10 protein-coding genes are annotated in these 19863 nt (G+C 71.4%); 2 read left to right on the top strand and 8 right to left on the bottom strand.

Annotated features, from left to right (window positions below; translation table 11 throughout):
• Positions 1-70 precede the first annotated feature (70 nt).
• Positions 71-733: an HAD family hydrolase gene (locus tag ABD848_RS09330; protein ID WP_344969762.1), complete on the bottom strand. Its 663-nt coding sequence runs from the start codon at positions 731-733 to the stop codon at positions 71-73.
• 187 nt (positions 734-920) lie between these two features.
• On the opposite strand from ABD848_RS09330, the gene ABD848_RS09325 reads away from it, so the two are divergent.
• Together ABD848_RS09325 and ABD848_RS09320 are read left to right on the top strand one after the other, a co-directional pair.
• Positions 921-2123 (top strand): acyl-CoA dehydrogenase family protein, encoded by a 1203-nt coding sequence (locus ABD848_RS09325; RefSeq protein WP_344969760.1) that lies wholly within the window; start codon positions 921-923, stop codon positions 2121-2123.
• A 256-nt stretch (positions 2124-2379) separates the two neighbouring features.
• Complete coding sequence (locus tag ABD848_RS09320) at positions 2380-2667, top strand: hypothetical protein (protein ID WP_344969758.1); 288 nt, start codon at positions 2380-2382, stop codon at positions 2665-2667.
• 111 nt (positions 2668-2778) lie between these two features.
• On the opposite strand, the gene ABD848_RS09315 is transcribed toward ABD848_RS09320, so the two are convergent.
• The 7 genes from ABD848_RS09315 to pglY form a co-directional block, all read right to left on the bottom strand.
• A complete protein-coding gene (locus ABD848_RS09315) occupies positions 2779-4452 on the bottom strand; it encodes a glycoside hydrolase family 3 protein (protein WP_344969755.1) in 1674 nt (557 codons plus the stop codon).
• Between the two features lie 922 nt (positions 4453-5374).
• Positions 5375-7084 (bottom strand): phosphoenolpyruvate--protein phosphotransferase, encoded by a 1710-nt coding sequence (gene ptsP, locus ABD848_RS09310; protein WP_344969752.1) that lies wholly within the window; start codon positions 7082-7084, stop codon positions 5375-5377.
• Between the two features lie 1201 nt (positions 7085-8285).
• Positions 8286-8957 carry an HAD family hydrolase gene (locus ABD848_RS09305; RefSeq protein ID WP_344969750.1) on the bottom strand — a complete coding sequence of 224 codons (672 nt, stop codon included), beginning with the start codon at positions 8955-8957 and terminating at the stop codon, positions 8286-8288.
• 203 nt (positions 8958-9160) lie between these two features.
• Complete coding sequence (locus ABD848_RS09300; RefSeq protein WP_344969747.1) at positions 9161-11404, bottom strand: DEAD/DEAH box helicase; 2244 nt, start codon at positions 11402-11404, stop codon at positions 9161-9163.
• Entirely contained in the window at positions 11404-12729 is a 1326-nt protein-coding gene (brxD, locus tag ABD848_RS09295) for a BREX system ATP-binding protein BrxD (RefSeq protein ID WP_344969744.1), read from the bottom strand. Before brxD ends, ABD848_RS09300 begins: the two co-directional genes overlap by 1 nt.
• Before the next feature lie 5 nt (positions 12730-12734).
• On the bottom strand, positions 12735-15677 hold the full coding sequence (gene pglZ / locus ABD848_RS09290; protein WP_344969741.1) for a BREX-2 system phosphatase PglZ: 2943 nt from the start codon (positions 15675-15677) through the stop codon (positions 12735-12737).
• Positions 15674-19570 (bottom strand): BREX-2 system ATPase PglY, encoded by a 3897-nt coding sequence (pglY, locus tag ABD848_RS09285; RefSeq protein WP_344969738.1) that lies wholly within the window; start codon positions 19568-19570, stop codon positions 15674-15676. Before pglY ends, pglZ begins: the two co-directional genes overlap by 4 nt.
• Positions 19571-19863 lie beyond the last annotated feature (293 nt).

Genomic DNA, 19863 nt, shown 5'->3' with positions numbered 1-19863 from the left:
AGCGTCTTTCCGAGTGTCGCAAAATCCGGACGCGCCCGCGCGGCCATGCCGCGCCGCTCACCGTGGCCGGTCAGGAGTGCGTAGCGATTTCGACGCCGCAGACCTCCGCCAACCGGGCGCGGGTCTCCTCCGGGTCGGTGTGCAGGATGCCGGTCATGCCCAACTCGACGGCGGCGTGCACATTGTGCTCGATGTCGTCGATGAAGACGCACTCGCTGGGAGGCAGGTCGACCATGTCGAGGGCGTGGCCGAAGATCTGGTGCTCGGGCTTGCGCATACCCACCTCGCCGGAGATGACGACGGCGTCGAAGGTCTCGCCGAAGCGCTCGCGCGGGTAGCCGTTGCCCCAGGAGTTGGAGAGCAGACAGGTGCGCACGCCCTGTCCGCGGGCCTGCCGCAGGAAAGCGTACATCTCCTCCACCGGGTGGAAACCGGAGAACATCCGCTGCAACAGGCCCTCGGCGGGCACGGCTCCGCCGTCGACGAGCCGCAGTTCGGCCGCGAGCATGCGCTCGAACTCGCTCGGGTGAACCTCACCGCGTTCGAGTTCGTGGACCGGGCTGGCCGAGCCGGCCACACCGCCGTGGGGAGCCTTGAGCCAGGAGCGCATCACGCTGCGGTAGTGTTCGGTGTCGATCCCGTCGGCCACCAGCCATGCCTCGATCGTCTGGGACAGCGGAGAGGTCAGCACCCCGCCCCAGTCGGTGATGATGCCGCGGCACGTCGTGGACATTCCATCGCCTCCGTCCTGTTCGGGTTGCGACGGGCCCGGACCGCGGGCTGGACGTCGCGCCATCGTGGGGCAGACATTGTTCCCTGGGGCCGCTCGGATGAATCACCTGACTTCGCCGCGAGGACACGCCGAGACGGAATCATACCCCTCCAGTACCGACTAGTCGGTCTGAGGCATACTCTGTGATATGGATTTCGCGCTCAGCCCCAAGGCCCGGGACTACCTGGCCAACATGCAAGAGTTCATGGACGACCACGTCTACCCCGCCGAGCCCGTGTACCACCAGTGGCGAGCCGAGGCCGGCCCCGATGACCACTCACTGCCACCTGTCGTGGAAGAACTCAAGGCCGAGGCGCGCAAGCGCGGCCTGTGGAACCTCTTCCTGCCCGAGGTGGGCGGCCTGAGCGTCCTCGACTACGCGCCGCTGGCCGAACTCAGCGGGCGGTCGGTGCTGGCCCCGCAGGCCATGAACTGCTCGGCGCCCGACACCGGCAACATGGAGGTGCTGCACATGTTCGGCACCGAGGACCAGCGCAAACAGTGGCTGGAACCACTGCTGGACGGCGCCATCCGCTCGGCGTTCGCGATGACCGAGCCCGACGTGGCCTCCTCCGACGCCACCAACATCGCCACCTCCATCGCCCGCGACGGCGACGACTACGTCATCAACGGGCGCAAGTGGTGGATCAGCGGCGCAGCCGACCCCCGCTGCGAAATCTTCATCGTCATGGGCAAGACCGACCCCGACGGGCCGACGCACCGCCAGCAGTCGATGATCCTCGTGCCCCGCGACACCCCCGGCGTGGAGATCGTGCGCCACCTGCCGGTGTTTGGCTACCAGGACCGGGAGGGCCACTCCGAGATCCGCTTCACCGACGTGCGGGTGCCGGCGGCCAACCTCATCGGCAACGAGGGCGACGGCTTCCGGATCGCCCAGGCGCGGCTGGGTCCCGGCCGGGTGCACCACTGCATGCGCGCCCTGGGCGTGGCCGAGCGCGCCCTGGAGCTGATGTCGCGGCGCGCGCTGGGTCGGGTCGCCTTCGGCAGGCCCCTGGCCGATCAGGGCGTGGTGCGCGAGCAGATCGCGGAGTCGCGCCTGGCGATCGAGCAGGCCCGCCTGCTGGTGCTGAAGACGGCGTGGCTCATCGACACCCAGGGCGTCAAGGCGGCCCAGACCGAGATCGCCGCGATCAAGGTGGCAGCACCTCGGGCCGCGCTGGAGACGCTGGACCGGGCGATCCAGGTGCACGGCGGCGGAGGCGTGAGCGACGACTTCCCGCTGGCGGAAATGTATGCCCACACCCGCGCTATGCGCCTGTTCGACGGCCCCGACGAGGTGCACCTGCGCTCGCTGGCCCGCACCGAACTCAAGAGCCACCAGCAGGACTGAGGCTCTCCCCGTACCTCACCGTTCGGTGGGGCGGGGCCAGTCGTTCTCCGGGCGAGGGTTTCCAGCTCTCGACGAAGGATCGGCCTCGCCCCACCCCTACTGGAGCCCCCGCGGCGTGCCCCACCGTCGCGCGCCCGGCACTGCCGATTGTCCGTTCCAGCCCAGCGCCGACCGAGTTTTCCACAGATTACCGAAAGAACTCATCCGACTACCCATCGAAGTTGCATACTGACTCTCATGCACGCAAGGAGACATCATGAGTGTTATGGAACTGCGCCAGGACGAGGCCCGGGCGCCAGCGAGGGAGTCGGACGACAGGCGGTATCGCGAGGAGCCTCCCGAGGGGGAGTTGCTGAGGCTGGAGGAGCTGGACGAACTGGAGCAGCAACGGCCCCTGACCGTCGCCGACCTGGAACGGCTGGACGTCCCCAACGACGGGCGCCGCTACGAGCTCGTGGACGGGTGCGCGGAGTGGGTGAGCGCGTCCGCTACCGCCCCACAAGCTACCGAGACCGCGAAACGACCGAGACACAAGCGCGGGTGAACACACCCGCCACCGCCCCGCAAGCTGCCGAGATCGCGAAGCGATCGAGGCACGAGCGAACGAAAAACACCCCCACAGCCCCCGCACCCCCAGCCGTTCAAAAAACAGAACCTAGCCGGGATAGCCCTGCCCGTCGCCGAATTCCAGGTCGGTGCCGGGGATGCTCACCGGGAGGCGGCCGGTGGGCGACACCTCGCCGGCCAGCACGCGCGCCGCGGCGCGGCGGGACACCTCCACGGCGGAGTAGGTCGCCACATAGGCGTCGATGTCGGGCAAGTCAGTGATGTCGTAGGGGGTTCCCTGGGCCACCACGACCACCGGCACGCCCTCCCGGCCGGCGTTCCGCACCAGCGCCCGCTGCTCGGCGTCGCCGCGGGCGTTGCTGGTGCCGACCACCGCCACGTCGGCTTGGGCGGGGGCGGCGACGACCTCCATCCCCAGCTTCGCCAGCTCGCCGCCGATCGCGGCCTTGCCCGAACCTTGCACTGAGACCGCGGCGCCCGGCTCCAGCGGCAACGCCTCCTCGCTGTTGCGCAGTAGCGTGACCGACGCTTCGGCCACCTCGCGGGCGGCGGCCCGGTGCTCGGCCCCGCCCACGGTCTGCGCGGCCCGATCCGGGTCGGCGGGTTCGGCGTCGTCGAGGCCGTGCCGGAGCTTGAGTTCGAGGATACGCCGCACCGAGGCGTCCAAGCGTTCCAGGCTGATCCGCCCCTCTTCGACCGCGGTCGTGACCGCCGCGTGGGCGGCCGGCAGGTCGGGCGGCATCAACAACTGGTCGGCCCCGGCGAGCACGGCGCGCACGGCGATCTCGCCGTCGTCGTAGCGCTGGCGCACTCCGGCCATGTTGAGCGCGTCGGTGGTCACCACGCCGTCGTAGCCGAGTTCGTCGCGGAGCACACCGTCGAGGATCTCGGGCGAGAGCGTGGCCGGTTCGCCGGAGTCGTCGAGAGCGGGCACGACCACGTGGGCCGTCATGATCATGTCGGCGCCGGCGTCGACCGCCCGGCGAAACGGCGGCAGGTGCACCTCCTCCCACTCCTGGCGGGAGACGTCGACCTCGGGCAGACCGGTGTGGCTGTCGACGCTGGTGTCCCCGTGTCCGGGGAAGTGCTTGACCGCCGATGCCACGCCGTTCTCGGCGAACGCCTCGGTTTCGGCGGTGACCATGTCGGCGACCAGCTCCGGCTCGGCGCCGAAGGAGCGGATGCCGATGACGGGGTTGGCCGGGTCGACGTTGACATCTGCCACGGGCGCGTAGTCGAGGGTGATGCCCAGCGCCGAGAGTTCTTGGGCCGTGGTGGCGGCCAGGCTCGCCGCGGCGTCAGGGTCGCGGGTGGCGCCGACGGCCATGGCGTCGGGGAAGTGGGCGCCGACCGGCAGCCGCGCCACCATCCCCTGCTCCTGGTCGATACCGAGCAGGAGCGGAACGCCGGCGCCGCCGGCAGCGGCTAGCTCTTGCAGCCCGTTGGACATGTCGGCGATCTGGGCCGTGTCGACGAGGCTGTCAGGGAAGTAGATGAGCCCGCCGGGGTGGTAGTCGGCGATGAGGTCGGCGTTGGCCTCGGCCGTGGTGCCTTGGGCCATGGGCACGAACAGTTGGCCGATCTTCTCGGCCCGGCTCATCTCGGCCAGCAGCTCGGCGGCGGCCTGCGCGGCCGAGGAGGAGTCGGAGGAGGGGGAGGTGGTCGGGGAAGGGTTGGGCGGTGTCCCCTCCCCCGAGCTGCACGCGGCCGAGGACAGCAGCGTCCCGGCCGCGATCACGGCGAACAGCCCTCGAGGGAACATCTACGGCGCACCTTCACAGGATCTCATCGACGGTCTGGAGTGGGACATCACGCGATATCAGGAAAAATGCCGCGTGACCGCTTCACGATATCGACGTCGTGCAACCCCGCTCTCGGGACTGCGCCCCGGAGGCCCCGCGGCCGGTTCCCACGCCCAGGGACGCCCTATGGCGATATCCGAACACACGATCGGCCGCAAGACTCGCCTGCGTGCTGTTGTGAACGGGCAGAGTGCGGGGCCTTGGGCGAGGGGTTCATCGTTTGCTTGTACCTCGATCGCTACGCGATCTCGGCAGCTTGCCGGACGGCGAGCAAGGTGAGCACCGGTTCAGTACCGCTCGTTAGGGGCCCTCTCAGCGACGAAAACAACAAGAACAGCAGCAGGAAACCCCCAGACGTCGATGCTGCGGCCTGGAGGTGGAGCCGGTGACGAAGGCAGCGAGACGGGCCGTGGATGGGGCTGGCACCGGATGGGTGTCGGCGCACCCGCGCCGGGCGCCGGTAGCCCTCGCGGGATGAGGCTTAGATTGTTGTTTTCTCAAAAGAGCGGCGAGAGCGGGCGGTGGGCGCACGCGGGTGAGCGCCCCGCGGGCTGCCGAGATCGCGAAGCGATCGATGCACGAGCGAACGAAAAACACCCCCACAGCCCCCGCACCCCCAGCCGTTCAAAAAACAGAACCAGGGACTGGGACCACCATGATCGTCACGAGTGTTGCCGCTCGGCGCCCCTGGCGGCCCGATACCACCACGCGGCAACACTCGTGACGATCTCGCCGCACGACCCGGCCCCGAGGCGCCGTCTCCGGCAGCACCTCGGGGCCGGGGCTCCTGGAGACGGCGTGGGAACACCCCCACACGCGGGTAAGCCCCGCAGCGCCACCGCAGTGCGGCGCGGGGCTGCCCGATACCTGGGGAGGCAGGTGTCACAGCCCCAACTCGGCCACCCCCGGCAGCGCTTCGCGCGCTGCCCGCTTGGCCTCGGCCGCGTGGGGGGCTGCCCGCGCGGCGCGGGCCGCGGCGCGGCAGTGCTCCAGTGTGGCGCGGGACAGGGCGGTGCGCACCAGCGGCAGCGCCGAAGCGTCCATGGACAGACTGGTGGCCCCAAGACCGACCAGGACGCAGGCCATGAGAGGGTCGGCCACGGCCGTGCCACAGACCCCGCACGGGAGCTGCGTCTCGCGGGCGGCCTGGGTCGTCACGGCCACCAGGTCGATCACGGCCGGCTGCCAGGGGTCTTGGAACCGGCTCAGGCCGGCGATGTTGCGGTCGGCGGCGCAGACGTACTGGGTGAGGTCGTTGGTGCCGATACTGAAGAACCCGACGCTCTCGGCGATGCGGTGCGCGCGCAGCGCGGCGGCCGGAACCTCGATCAGTGCGCCGGTGCGTTGGATACCCGCCTCGGCGGTGGCGGCGGCAAACCAGGCGGCGTCGTCGACGTCGGTGACCATGGGGCCCACGATGCTGAGCTCGGCCTCACTGGAGCGGTCGGCCTCCGCCAACGCGGCGAGCTGCCCCGCCAGGAGGTTGGGGACTCGACGCATCATGCGCAGGCCGCGCTCGCCCAGGGCAGGGTTGGGTTCGACGGCGGCCTGGAGGTAGTCGGGGGCGTTGTCCGCGCCGAGGTCCAGCGGGCGGACCACGATTTGGGAGGTGGGAAACGCCTCCATCACCACCCGGTAGGCCGCTACCTGCTCGTCGTGGTCGGGCGGGCTGATGCGGTCCAAAAACAGCGACTCGGTGCGGTAGAGCCCGATACCCTCCGCGCCGTTCTCTAACGCGGCAGGCAGGTCCGTCGGGTTGCTGATATTGGCCATGAGGGGGACGGGGTGGCCGTCGGCGGTGCGTCCCGGGCCGGTGCTCTCGTCCATGACAGCGGGGCGGGCGGAGGTGGGGCTGCTGTTGGCCTCCACCGTCTCGGCTGTGGGTTCGAGCACGACCTCGCCGGTGGCGCCGTCGACGAGCAGGTCGGTTCCCTCCGGGATCTCCTCGCAGCCCTCGCAGGCCACGACGGCGGGCAGGCCCAGGGAGCGCGCCAGGATCGCGGCGTGGCCGGTGGGTTCACCGCCGGCGATGACGAAGGCCAGGACCTGGTTGGGGGTGAGGAGGGCGGTGTCGGCGGGGGTGAGGTCGTGGGCGACGAGAACGAACCGGCTGGCGGATTCGGGGATGCCGGGAACGGCCACGCCGAGCAGCCGGGCCACGACCCGTTCGCGCACGTCGTCGACGTCGGCGCCGCGTCCAGCGAGGTAGCCATCGGCGACGGTGGGCAGGTCGCGGTAGCGGGTGAACGCCTCGAACACGGCCCGGGCAGCGGTCGTGCCTGTACCGATGCGCTGCTTGACGTCGTCGGCCAAAGCGGGATCGCGTGCCATGAGCGCTTGGGCGTTGAGCACCTCTTGCGCCTCACCATCGCTGCGTTCGGCGAGCTCGGCGAGTTCGCGGGCGGTCTCCTCCAGGGCCGTGACGGCTTGGAGGCGGTGGGCTTCGGCGTCGCCGTCGTGGCGCTCGCTCTCGGACGGCTCGGGAACGGCCCGCGTCAGGCGCAGGGCGGGCCCGTGGCCCACCCCTGAGCTAACGCCGATACCGGCCAGGATCTCGGGCATCGTCTCCCCTGTTCGGTCGTGTGCGGCCACATGCGCGACCGTGTCGGACAGTGTCCGTATGAGTCTGTGTACTCCGCAGTGTCTGGGTGGAAATCCGTACCGACCATATACGGCGGTGCGCTCCTGCCCGATCGGCGCGTGGCGTCCCGCACCGCGGCGGGGACGGGACGCGGAGCGGGACCGCGGTCCCCGCACCCGGCTTGACGAACCCGTAGCAGCCTCCATGCGGAGAGCACCCGCCACTCGACCTGAATCCCCAGGTAGGTAGCCCGCGCCCCCCGCACGCGGGCCTGCACTGAGCCGGTCTCCGGTGAGACCCCTGGTGCCGCGCGATCCCCCGCGTGCGGGGGTGGGGGCTGCGATGCACGGGGGCGATGGTTAAGCCGGTGTGGGACGGTCTCCAACATCCACCAAGCGCGCGGGGCTGTGGGTGATACGCCCGTCCCGCACGACGAGCTTCTTGACCTCCACACCACGCGCGCGGGAGCTGTAGGTCGACTACTCGCCACCGTGTCTCGACTTCACCTCCACCACGCGCGCGGGGGGCTGTGAGCCGAAAAACGAGGACGTTCGGCCAAGCGGCTGCCCCACTCCGCGGGGCCTGCCACGCGGTGTGGGAGTGGGCTAAGGGGCCACGTGGTGTTTCCCGTCGCTCGTGCCTCGATCGCTCCGCGATCTCGGCAGCCAGGGGCGGACTGTCCCCAGGGCGAGTGCCCCACCCCATCACCCCTAAAGGATTCGCAACGCCGCACGCGCCATCAGCCCGGTCAACTACAACGACCCACCCCATCACCCCTAAAGGGTTCGCAACCCATGCACAGTGAGCTGTACCCAAGGCAAACACCCACCCCAAGGGGCTTGTAGCCACGGCAAGCGCCACACTCCACCGGCTCCTGAAGCCCCCACACACCGCAGCACGACCACGCCCTTGGGCAGTCACACCAACCGGCCACCACGCCCCAAGAGATCCCGCCTGCCTCGTTTCACGACGCCGCAGCCACCACCCCTCAGCTCGCCGAGACCACCTCCAACCACCACGCCCCCTCAGGCTGCCGAGATCGCGAAGCGATCGAAGCACGAGCGAACGCCGCCACCCTCCCACCACACACAGCTAACGAACCCATAGCAACTCCACCGCAACTCCACCGCGATGCTGGGTCCGTGGGGCGGCGGCTTTTCGCCGCTTTCCTTTCCCGCTTCTGGAGCCGGGGCTGCGCCGCTGAACGGCCGTTCAGGTCGTCGGGGTCGTTGCGGGTGCGATCCGGGGCCAGTTGACCTCGGTCAGGTGGTCGACGATGAGGTCGGCGTCGGCCAGGGCGTCCGGTGGGTGGGTGGTTGTCACGCCCACGACACGCATCCCCGCGTTCTTTCCGGCCGCCACTCCCGCCGGGGTGTCCTCGAAGACCACGATGTGCTCGGGCGCGTGGCCCAGGATGTCGGCTCCTTGCAGATAGCCGTGCGGCGCTGGTTTGCCTTCGGTGACGTCGGCGGCGGTGACCAGTCCTTTGAACAGCTCGCGCACCCCCAGGTCGGTCAGGGCTTTCTTAGCCCAGTCGGGGCCGGCGGAGGTCACTAGGGCGAAGGGGGAGCCGTGGGCGTGCAACTGATGGAGGAAAGCCACCGACTCCGGAAGGTACTGGACGGGGGGAAGTTCCGGGGAGGCAGCGATCTCGCGCAACTGGGCGACCAGGTCGTCGAGGGTCAGGCCGGGCAACAGGTGGGGGTGCTCGTTGAGGACGTCGAGTCCTCGGCGCCCCATGAAGCGGCGCAACAGTTCGTCGTCGTAGGCGACGCCGTGGGCGTCGAGCAGCCGGGACCAGGTGGCCAGGCTACGCGGCTCGCTGTTGACCAGCGTGCCATCGAGGTCGAACAGAGCAGCTAAGGCAAAATCCGTCTCAGGCACAGATACATTCTCGTTCACGCTCACTGCAACAGCGCGGCGACCCCGTGGATTTCACGCCGGCGCGAACCGGCGTGGTGACGAAACGCTCGGCGTAACCGCGTGCGCCCCATGCCGGCGCTGGAGGAGGCCAGCGGGGAAATCTCCCCTCCTGGCCAGGTGATCGGGCCACGGTGAGCTTGACCGGGCAGCTAAACGGCCCCTGGTCATCCGGGTGTGTCCGGGGTCTCGGTGAGCTGGAGGCGCACCGGTTCGGTGAGGGCGGCGCGCGCGCCGTCGAGGTCGGCGAGGCGGGCGGCGAGCGTGGCCTCCGCCAGTCTTTCCGGCAGGACGGCGGCGAACTTCAGCCCGTGCACGGCCCGGTGGTCCACCTCCGGCAGCACCAGGACCTCGCCGTTGTCGGTGCCGGCGCGGGCCTCACGCCAGGCGGCTGGGGTCAGGTCTTCGCGTAGCCGCAGCGAGAGGTCGGTGGGCCGCTGCACCGGGTCGGCGACCGAGGGCAGGGTGGCGATGAGGGTTGCGTTGGCGCGGTAGCCGGCCCAGGTCCACCACCGCACCTCCCCGCCGGTGCGGCTCACCAGTGTCCCGCCGGGGTGCACCAGGCCGGGGGCCTCGTCGCGGCGCCACTCGGTCAGCGCGCTGCGGGCGCGGCGGGTGAGCGCAACCGGTGGGTCGGCGCCGAGCAGCACCTCGCGCATGGCGCGGGTGAGGGGGTGGGAGAGTCCGGCGATGCTGCCGGCGTTCCACTTGGCCACGCCGCCGCCGGCCGCGGGTTCGACGAAGGCCCGGCGTCGGTTCCAGTCGATGCCGGTCACCCGCCAACTGCGTCCGCCGAGAAGGAGTAGCCGCGGGCCGGGGCGTTCTTCGGTGAGCACCGAGGGGTCGGTTCTGCCGATCTCTTGGCGCCCGGCCAGCACGGTGAACTGCGGCGGCGCGGTGAAGGAGGCGGTGAGTCCGCTGAAGTGGCGGTGGCCGAAGCGCTGTTCGGCCTCGGGGCCGACGAACAGTGTCCCGCCGTCGCGGTCGAGGAAGCCTTGCTCGACCATGTGGTCCACGATGGGGGCGGCTGAGCGGTCGAAGGGCGCGAGCCCGTTCCACTCGTGGGGCCATAGCTGGTCGCCGATGCGGTGCTGTTGGAGGGTGAGGGCGAGCAGTTGTTGGGCGACGAGGTGGCGCGGCTCGGGCGGCGGGGTCACCGGCTCGACCCAGCCGCGGCCCCACAGCAGGAGCAGGCCGGCGGCCTGGAGCAGGGTGTCGCGCTGCGTGGCGAGGAACAGGCAGTTGCGCACGCTTCCCGAGCGCCGCCCGGTGCGGCCGATGCGCTGGAGGAACGACGCGACGGTGCGGGGGGCGTCGAGCTGGATCACCCGGTCGAGGTCGCCGACGTCGATGCCGAGTTCGAGGGTGGAGGTGGCGACGATGACGCAGTCGCGGGCGTCGGCGAAGGCCTGTTCGGAGCGGGCGCGCTCCTCGGCGGACAGGGAGGCGTGGGAGAGGAACGCGTTGACCTGGCGGGCGCGCAGGGCCGCGCCCAGCTCCTCCACCTGCCGGCGGGAGTCGCAGAACACGAGTCGTTTCTCGCCGCGGTGCAGGGTCGCGATGAGTTTCGCGGCGTTGTCGACCGAGCCGACGTAGTCGAGTTCCACCTCGCCGGCTGGGCGGGAGCCGCCGGGCACGGCGGGGGCGGGCTCGGGGGCCACCACGTGGCCGCTGCGCTGCGCGGCGCCGGCTCCTTGCAGCCACGTGAGCAGGTCGTGGGGGTTGCCTACGGTCGCCGACAGGCCGATGCGTTGGAGGCGGCGCCCGGTGAGGCGTTCCAGCCGTTCTAAAACGGCCAGCAGGTGCCATCCGCGGTCGTCGCCGGCGAAGGCGTGGATTTCGTCGACGACGACGGCGCGGACCTGCCCTAGCAGGTGGGCGTGGTCGGTTTTGGCGCTGATCAGGATCGCTTCGAGTGATTCAGGGGTGGTGAGGAGAATGTCGGGCGGGTCGGTGCGGATGCGTCGGCGTCGTGCCTGGCCGGTGTCGCCGTGCCAGATGTCGGCTCGGCGTCCGATCCAGCGGGTGTAGGTGTCGATGCGGGGGAGCAGGTTGTTGAGTAGCGCCTTGAGGGGGCACAGGTAGAGCACGGCGGCGCCGTTCCCGCCCTGCTGGGCCATGGCCGACAGCAGCGGGAAGCAGGCGGCCTCGGTCTTGCCGCCGGCGGTGGGGGCCAGCAGTACGGCGTCGTCGCCGTCCAGCAGCGGTGGGATGGCCGCGCGCTGCAACGGGCGCAGGTCGTTCCAGTGGAGGGTGTTGACGATGTGGTGGGCTATGACGGGATCGAGCCGGTCGACCACGTCGACGGCGGGGAAACCGGCGCCGCCGGGGTCGGCGCCCCCGGCGGCGGCTGTGTCCTCTGCTTTGTGGCTCGGGGCGGCGCCGTCGTGGGGCTCGGCGGGGTCGGCCATCACAGTTCCAATTCGACGTCGTCGGCCGAGACGGCCGCGTTGCGCTCGACGTCGGTGAGCTCGCCCTCGGCGGTGGTGAGCGTGTAGTGCTGCCGCGGGTCGAAGTCGGGGAACTGGTCGATGCGGTCGAGGACGTCGCCGATGAGTTTTTTCAAAAACAGCCGGGGCGCCACTCCGACCTTTCCGCCCAGCGCCCCGCCGACGGCGTGCGCCAGGTCGGCGACGTAGGCGTCGTCGGCCAGGCCCGTGACCCGGTCGGGCGCCTCGGCGCTGCGGGCGTAGAGGTCGCGGATGGTCCTTCCCAGCTCCACCAGTGACTCCTGGGTGAAGCCGGGCAGCCGCAGTTGCACGGCGCACGGGTTGTCGAAGCGCGGGTCGGTGGTGAAGTCGGTGGCCAGCCGTTGGGCCAGCGGCGGGAGGCGTTGGATGCCTTGCTGGCCGTCGTAGAAGGCCGGCGTGCCGGTGATCGCTAGGAACAGGCCGGGGAAGCGGCCCGAGTGGACTTCGTCGATGAGTTGGCGCAGCGCGTTGAGGGCTTTGTCGCGGGCGTCGGAGCGCATCCGCTGGAGGGTTTCGACCTCGTCGAGCACGACGAGCAGGCCGGGGTGGCCGCTGTCGCGCAGCACGGTCAGCAGCCCTTGCAGGAACCCGAGCGCGCCGAAGTGGTCGAGGTCGCCGCGCACGCCGGCGGCGCGGCGCGCGGCGGCGATGTGGGGCTGGCCGCCGAGCCAGGCCAGCACCGCGGCGGCGGTGGCTTCGTCCCCGGCGGCCAGCGCGGAGCGGTAGCCGCGCAGGGCGGTGGCGAACGAGGGCGCGTGCCGCGACACTTCGGCGAGCCGGGCCGTGAGCAGTTTCTCCACGGCGGTGGGCAGCTCCTCCTCGCTCGCCCCGTCGGCGAGGGCGTCCTCTTCCAGGGCGTAGAACCAGGCGTCGACTACCGGCCGCAGCGCGCTGGGCGGGAAGCTGGCGGTGGCTAGGCGTTCGGTGAGGCGGCGGTAGACGGTCTCCAGCTTGTGCAGCGGGGTCTCGGTCTCGGAGATCTGCACTTCGCAGGTGGCGATGTTGCGCCGTTTGGCGCGTTCGGCCAGCCACCGGGTGAAGAACGTTTTGCCGGAGCCGTATTCGCCGCGCACCGCTTTGAACACCGACCCGCCGGCGGCGACGGTGTCCAGGTCGGTGTCGAGGGCGGGCTCGAAGCGCTCCAGGCCGGTGGCGAGCAGGTCGAGGCCGTTCTCGGGGACGGCGCCGCGGCGTAGCGCGTCGAGCACGCCGCGCCGACGCGCGGCGCTGACCTGGGTGGGGCGGTTGGTTCCGGCGGTGGACACGGCCGTCAGTCTCCTATCCCCAGCTCGAACTGGTCCCGCAGCAGCGCAGTGTTCAGCCGCAGGGTGCGCCCATCGGGCAGCGTCTCCAGGACTTGGACGCCGTCGTAGTTGAGTAGTTGGCGCAGCACGGCGGCGAACCCGTCGGCGCGGCTGGTCGGGTGGCCGACGCGCTGGGCCAAAGCTGTGGCGGGGATGGTGCCGGTCTCCAGCAGCACCCGGATCGCGTTTTCGACCTTGTCCATGGGGGGTTTGCGGGCCAGCAGCCCCACCTGGCCCTGGAAGGTTTCGGTGGCGAGGAGGTGCTCGACGAGCCCGCCCTCGGGCGCGTCGGCCTGCTGGGCGTCTGCGGCCTCGACCGCTTCGGCCGGCGGCTGGGCGGGCACGTCGAAGAGCGCGTCGTGGGTCTGCTCGATCTCGGCGCGCCGTTTGGCGTCTTGGGTTTGGCGAGCCGGCCGGTTGGGCTCGGGCTGGGGCTGGGGTGGCTGCTGCGCGGATGCCGGGGCGGGCCTGTCTTGGCGTGTCTCCAGGTGCCACCAGGCGGGGCGCTGGTCGCCCAGTTCGCGCCACCCTTTGGGCGGGGTGGCGCCGAAGGGCAGCAGCGCGAGCACGGGGATGGCGAACTCGGCGAGCGAGGCGCCGCCGTGGTAGCCGGCCTGCTGGGAGGTGTAGCGGGAGTCGGCGTCCCACAGGGCGACGATGGCACCGCCGGGCTCGGGGGCGACCACGCGCGGACCGGAGAGGGCGACCTCGGGGCCGGTGGTGGGCCCGCCGGGGGCGCGGTGCCGCGCGGAGGCGACGTCGTGCCCGTCGACCTTGGCGCCGTGGCGGTCGACGATGTGGCCGTGGTCGCTGGTGAGGATCACGGCCATGCCCTCGGTGGCGGCCGTGCGCAGCAGTTCGCGCAGGTGGCCGATTTCGTCGACGCGCCACGCGCCGTCGCCGAGTTTGTGCTCTTTGCCGAGCCGGTCGTCGATGGTGTTGAGCACCACGGCGACGTGACCGTCTCCCTCGGTGAGGGCGTGGGTCAGCTCCTCGCCGAAGGTGTCGCCGGGAGTGTCGCCGCGCAGGTCGTCCTTGTGGAACACTGCGGCGGAGCCTGGCTTGCGCCAGAACCGGTGGTTGGGAAACAGCCGCTTCTCGTCGGCCTGAGTGCCGCGTGTCAGTGTCGCCGCGAACAGCGAGGTGCGCGAGACCGCGGTCAGGGTGGGCAGGGCGGCGGCCATGCCGCGCCGCCGCGGCGGGGCGGCGGTGCCTTCGGGCAGCGGGTCGTATTCGGCCCAGCGTCGGCGTAGCTCCTCGCCCAGCTCGGCGGCGATGGGCGCGCTCATCCCGTCCAACAGCAGCAACAGGATGCGGCGGCCGGAGGCTAGCGCGGGTTTGACCACCCGCGGCAGGAAGGACTCCACGGTCAGCATGGAGCCGGGCTCGGTGCCGGCCGTGGTCCATACGGCGAGCCGGTCGGCGAAGGAGCGGTCGATGGCGCGGCGCTGTTCGCGCACCCGCTCGCCCAGCGCATCATAGGCGGCCTTGAGCTGGGGGTTGGGGTCGCCGCCGGCCTCGATGTGGTCCAGGGCGCGGTCGACCCACCCGGTGTCGCCGATGTGGCGCTGCACGGCGGCGGCCACCGTCTCGGCCTCGGTGGCGGGGTCGGTGGCCAACCATTGGGCGAGGCGCTGGCCCATGCGGGCGCGTTCGACGCGCACGCGGGTGTCGGGCTCCTCGGCCAGCAGGTGCGTGCCCAACTCGGCCACGGCCCGCGCGCTCGTCTTGGGGTCGCCGCCAGATAGCGCCTGGCCGGCGGCGGTGAAGCGCGCGTCGAGCCCTTCGCGCAGGATCGGGCTGGCAGCGGCGGCGTTTTCGGCGCCGAACTGGCGCACCAACTGGCCGGCGGTGTCCAACACCGGGTCGGTGATCCGGCGCGCTTGCCGGGCCGTCTCGGCGGCGTCGCCGGCCTCGCCGTCGCTGGTGTCGCGCCCGGCCGCCAACAGTGTGCCGACATGGTCGGCGCAGGCCCGCCCGAAGGCGGCCAGCCGCTCGTCCAGCGCCTCGCCGGCGGCGGGCGGGGGGTCGCCGAGCCACTGTTCGGCGCGTCCGCGCGCCTGGTAGGTCGCGGCGTCGGGGGCGAGCTGTCCCCACAGGGCGGCGCACACCAGCCCGAAGGGCACCGCCTCGGCGCCGTGGCCGGCGGCCACGAGCGCGAGCAGGATCTCGCCGGCGGCGCCGGCCTGCTCGGTTTCGCTGAGGAAGGCGGCCAGACCGCGGCGCTCCACCTCGCGCAGGGCCAGCAGCCGCTGCGGGCCGCCCGGGGTGAGCGACCATCGCAGCAGAGTGGGCGGGTCGAGGCGGTCGGCGCCGTCGCGGCCGTCAGGGTAGTCGGCGGTGTGCTCGGGGTCGGCGTAGCGGCCCAGGCCCAGCCGGCGCAGCGCCAGCGCCGACAGTGCGGCCGGGCGCGACAGCGGCCCGCCGGGCAGGCGGGGCCAGCCGCCGGGTGGGGTGGCCTCCAGCAGGGCTTCGGCGGCCCAGTTGTCGGCTTTGAGCCGCGGGTCGACGAGTTCGGCGCTGAAGGCTTCCCGCACGAGGTTCCAGTTGTCGACGGTGTCGATGCGCTGCTTGTGCACGCGGGCGAGGATGGCCGGGTCGAGTTCGGTCTCCTCGCGGTCGGTGAGCACGACCAGCAGCCGGGGGCGACCGGTGTGGGCCAGGTGGTCCAGCACCAGTTCGTGCACGGCCAGCGCTGAGGGGGCGGCGGCGACGCGGGCGCGCCGCCCCTCGCCCGCGGTCGTCTCGGCCGGGCCGTCCCACTGGGGGGCGGCGCGCAGCAGCACCACGGCGCGGGGGCCGTCACCGGCCAGGGCCTCGCGTAGCGACGACTGGGTGGACAGGTATTGGGTGAGGGTGGCGGCGGTCAGCCGCATCGCCCCGGTGGCGGCGGAGGTAGCTGTGCTCATGAGTCCACAACCTGCCAAGTGATTTCGATGGTGGCCTCAGGGGTGCTGGCCGCCAGCGCCTCCAGCTCGCTGCGGAGCTGCTCGGCGGCGTTCTTGGCCGTGGTCGTCGCCCGGCCGGCACGACGTGGCTGGCCGGTGGCGGCGCCGGTTCCGGCGGCCGGCGGGTCGGCGACCGTGTCGGACACGTTCGGCGTGCTCGACGGCGTGGTCAGGTCGACCTTGTCGGCTCCCGGACCGGGCGAGGGGGTGGGGGGCGCGACAGCGGCGGCCTGGTTGCGCTTGATGAGCGCGGTCACCTGGGTGCGGGTGTCGTCCAGCGCCGCGGCGAGGTCGGCGGTGATCTGGTCGGCGCGCGCGCTGCCGCGCAGCGACTCCAACAACGCCTGCCCCTCAGCGCCCTGCCCCTGGGCCAGCTCCAATGTGTCCCAGGAGGCGGTGGCCAGCGCGTGGGCGACCCGCTGGGCCTGCTTGACGGAGGCGCCGTGGCGTTCGGCGCTGGCCGGGCCGAGGTCGAAGCGGGCCAGAGTCTCGATGGTTCTCTTCGCCGCGCCGCTGCCGGCCGCGCCGTGGCCGCCGTCGGTCAGCGCGGCGAGCAACTCCCGCGAACGCCGGGCCAGCGCCAGCCGCCCGGACTCGTCGGTCTCGTCCAGGCCGAGGAAGTCGGCGTGGGCCTCCAGTTGGCGCACCAGTTCGGCGGCCGGTTCGGTGTAGTGGCGGGCGGCCTCGACGATCTGGCCGGCGACGTGGGTTACCATCCGGCCGCGCCGCAGCGTGGGCGCGGTCTGGCCGAAGATCGCCGCGAACCGCTGCCGGGCCTGCTCCCAGTCGTCGTCGGCGGGCAGGGGCTGGCTGCGCAGCGCGTCGCCGGGTTTGATCCGGGCCAGCTCGGGCGGCGGGTCCAGCACCACCCCGCCGCGCACCCACACCCGGTCGTCCATCTCGGCGAAGGAGGCCACGACCAGAGTGGCCAGGAACGGCTCCAGCCCGCGCGGCCGAGGCAGGTCGGTCCAGTCGGTCAGTCGGGTCAAGCTCAGATCGCCGGTGACGCCTTCACCGCGGGCCTGGGTGCGGAAGTGGTCTGCCCAACGGTCGGACAGCTCGAAGTAGGCTTCCTTCTGCTGGCCCAGCCCGAGCGGCCCGGCGATGCGCCGCATGAGGGCGCGGTCCTTGGCGGGGACCTCGACGCGCCGGTCGCGCGCCTCGGCGGCGGCCTGCACGTGGGTGAAGACGGTGCGGGCCTCGGCTTGGCGCACCGCCGCGCCGGTGCCGTCGGGGTCGAGGTCGGGGTGGTCGGGGAACTGGTGGGCCAGCAGCGTGCCCGCCAGGTGGCGGACGGCGCCGCGCATGGACTGGCCGAAGGAGAGCTTGGGACGGTCCATGTCGGGCAGCGGCACGACGTGCTCGTCGAAGTCGAGTTGGACGTCGGTGGGCTTTTTGTCCGCCAGCCCGTACGCCTGCTTGAAGGCGTTCTTGACCTGTTTGGTTAGCGAGTCGCGCTGGGTTTGCAGCAGCCCCTTGGCGCGCTCGCGGCTGTCGGCGTTGAGGTGGGCGGCGTACTGGGTGGCGAAGCGGTTGTCGTCGGCGAGTGCCTTGTCGATGATGACGAGCCGGTGGAAGTCGGCCAGCCGCTGGGCGGAGAGGTGGGTGGGCACCCAGGCGAGGGTGCGGGGGTGCTCGCCTTGGCGCTCCCGTAACTGCTGTAGCCGGTTGACGTCGTCAACGGGGCGGAACTCGCCCTCGTCGTAGGGCAGGTCGACGACGATGCGCCACCGGCTGTCCAGTTGGGGCTGGAGATCGTGGTCGGGCAGCTCCCCGTCGTCGGCGATGTTGCCGAAGATCACCTCGGCGGTGCGGGTGGAGCCGCGCCACACGAAGTGCAGCTCGTCGGCGCCCAGCCGCCCGTCGGCGCGCTGCACGTCCAACTCCTCGGCGAGCAGGCGTTTGACCAGCGCCATCCGGTTGCCGGCGTTGTTGTTGACCGCCGCGTTCTGCACGACCGAGTCGACGTCGACGCCGGACAGCTCCAGCCGCACCCCGGGGTTGGCCTCGGTGCCGGTCTCTTTGATCTCGGGGAAGCGGGAGGCCCACTCGGCGACCTTGCTTTTGATGATGCCGACCTCGGAGCCGGGGATGGGCGCGGTCACCGAGCCGTGGTTGAGCGCGCCGAGCCGGCGGATCGTCAGGTCGTGCAGCGCGGGCACGCTGGGCGCCAGCGCCGACAGCAGCAGCGTGCACACCAGGCGGTGGTCGCCGAGGAAGCCCTGGCAGCGCTGGGCGAGCTGGGGGTCGGTGACGCTGTCGGGGCGACGCTGGTACTGCTCGACCTCGTCCTCGGTGAGGTTGTAGCTCTCCAGCAGGTAGGGCCGCAGCTTGTTGCGGTACAGCTTGTCGGCGGCGTCGAAGACGACCTTCAACTGGTCGGTGAAGGGTTTGTCGCCGCCGTCGGCGATCAGCGGGTACAGGTCGCCCACCGGCACCAACTGGCCCAACCGCAGGTCGTCGCGGCGCTGGGCGAGGAGCTGGCCCATGAGTTTCAGCCCGGTGCGGGAGCGCTGCAACGCCGAGGAGATGTGCACCAGGGTGTCCATGAAGGCCGGCGAGAAAGGGTAGGTCAGCCTGAACGACTCTTCGTCGGCGCCGGTGGTGCCCTGGTCCGAGCCCAGCAGGGTGTCCCACACCTGCGGGCCGACTTTCTTGGTCTGCTCGAAGGCCGCGTCGATCCGGGCGGCGGCCTCCTCGCTCTTGGGTTGCAGTAGCCGGGCGTGGGCGATCTGGGGGAGGTTGCGGTCCTCCAGGGTGATCTTGTCGAACCGGCCCGAGGCCAGGTTGAGCGTGTCCTGGATGGAGACCTCCGCCGCGCCGGAGACCTCATCGCCGACGAGTTCGCGCAGATCGCGCTGGCGGGCGATGAAGGAGACGACGGGGATGGCGCGGCGGGCGTCGCCGCCTTCCACGAAGTTGGTGATCTTGCCGGCTTCGCGGGAGACGAGCTTCTGGTCGTGGATGAGCGAGGCCAGCCACAGGATCAGCTCGTCCAGGAACAGGATCAGCCCGTCGTAGCCCAGCGACTCGGCGTGCTCGGCGATCACCGACAGCCCGGCGTCCAGCGAGATGAACCCGTGCTCGTCCTCGGCGGCGCCGCGGGCGAAGCCGGGGAACAGGTTGGTGCTGGCGTCTTGCACCAGCTTGGCGCGCAGCTCGGTGGGGGTGGAGGGGTTCACCAGGTTCGGCTGCCCGTCCTCGTGGGCCTCGGGCGCGCCCATCGCCGTGTCGAGCAGTGCGGAGGTCCAGGCGAACGCGTCGCCCCACTCGTCCTCCTCGGCCTCGCCGTCGGAGCGCAGACCGGCGATGACCGCGTCGTCGCCCATCCGCTCGCGCATGGCGCCCAGGTCGGCGAACAGCGCGTCGCTGCGGTACACCCGCGAGGGCGGCGGCGCCTGCGGGTGCAGCCTGCTCACGTAGTCGACGTAGCCGCCCAGCACCCGCTGCTCCAGCGACTTGGCGCCGAGCATGTGGTAGGGCACCAGCAGGAACCTGCGGCCGTCGGTGGCCAGCCACTCGTGCTTGGCGAGCACGGGGTCGAAGTCGGCGCGGGAGCGCGCGGCCGGAGCGCCGGACAGCAGCGCGTGCAGCACCGCCATGAAGTGCGACTTACCGGAACCGAACGAGCCGTGCAGGTAGGCCGCCTTCGAGGTGTGGCCGTCCACGGCGGACTTGATCAGGCCGAGCGCCTCGTCGAAGTTCTCCCGCAGCCGCTCGGTGACCACGTAGTCCCGCAGCGCGTGCTCGGCGCCCTCGGGGGTGACCGCCTCGGTCAGGCTGAGCACGAAGTCGGAGGTGGAGATGGACTCTTTGATGTCGATGAGGTCCCGGAGCAGGGGCTGCTGTGCCATGGGGGGTGTCTCGCTCTCCTTCTGTTCCGCTGCTCCTGATGGTGGGTTTTCGCTTCGGGGTTAGGTTCTGTTTTTCGAACGGTTGGGGTACGGGGCTATGGGGGTGTTCGTCGTCCGCTCGTGCCTCGATCGCTTCGCGATCTCGGCAGCCCGGGTGGGCGGCACGAACACACTCGCCCGCGTGGGCGGCACGGACACACTCGCCCGCGTGGGCGACGGTGGGCGCGCTCGCCCGTGTGGGCGGCACGGACACACTCGCCCGCGTGCGCCCACTGTCGGCCCTGGCTGCCCTT

Source organism: Salinactinospora qingdaonensis (assembly GCF_039539445.1).
Lineage (GTDB): Bacteria > Actinomycetota > Actinomycetes > Streptosporangiales > Streptosporangiaceae > Salinactinospora > Salinactinospora qingdaonensis.
Note: the sequence above shows the minus strand (reverse complement) of the source record. Positions and strands in the feature narration are given on the sequence as shown.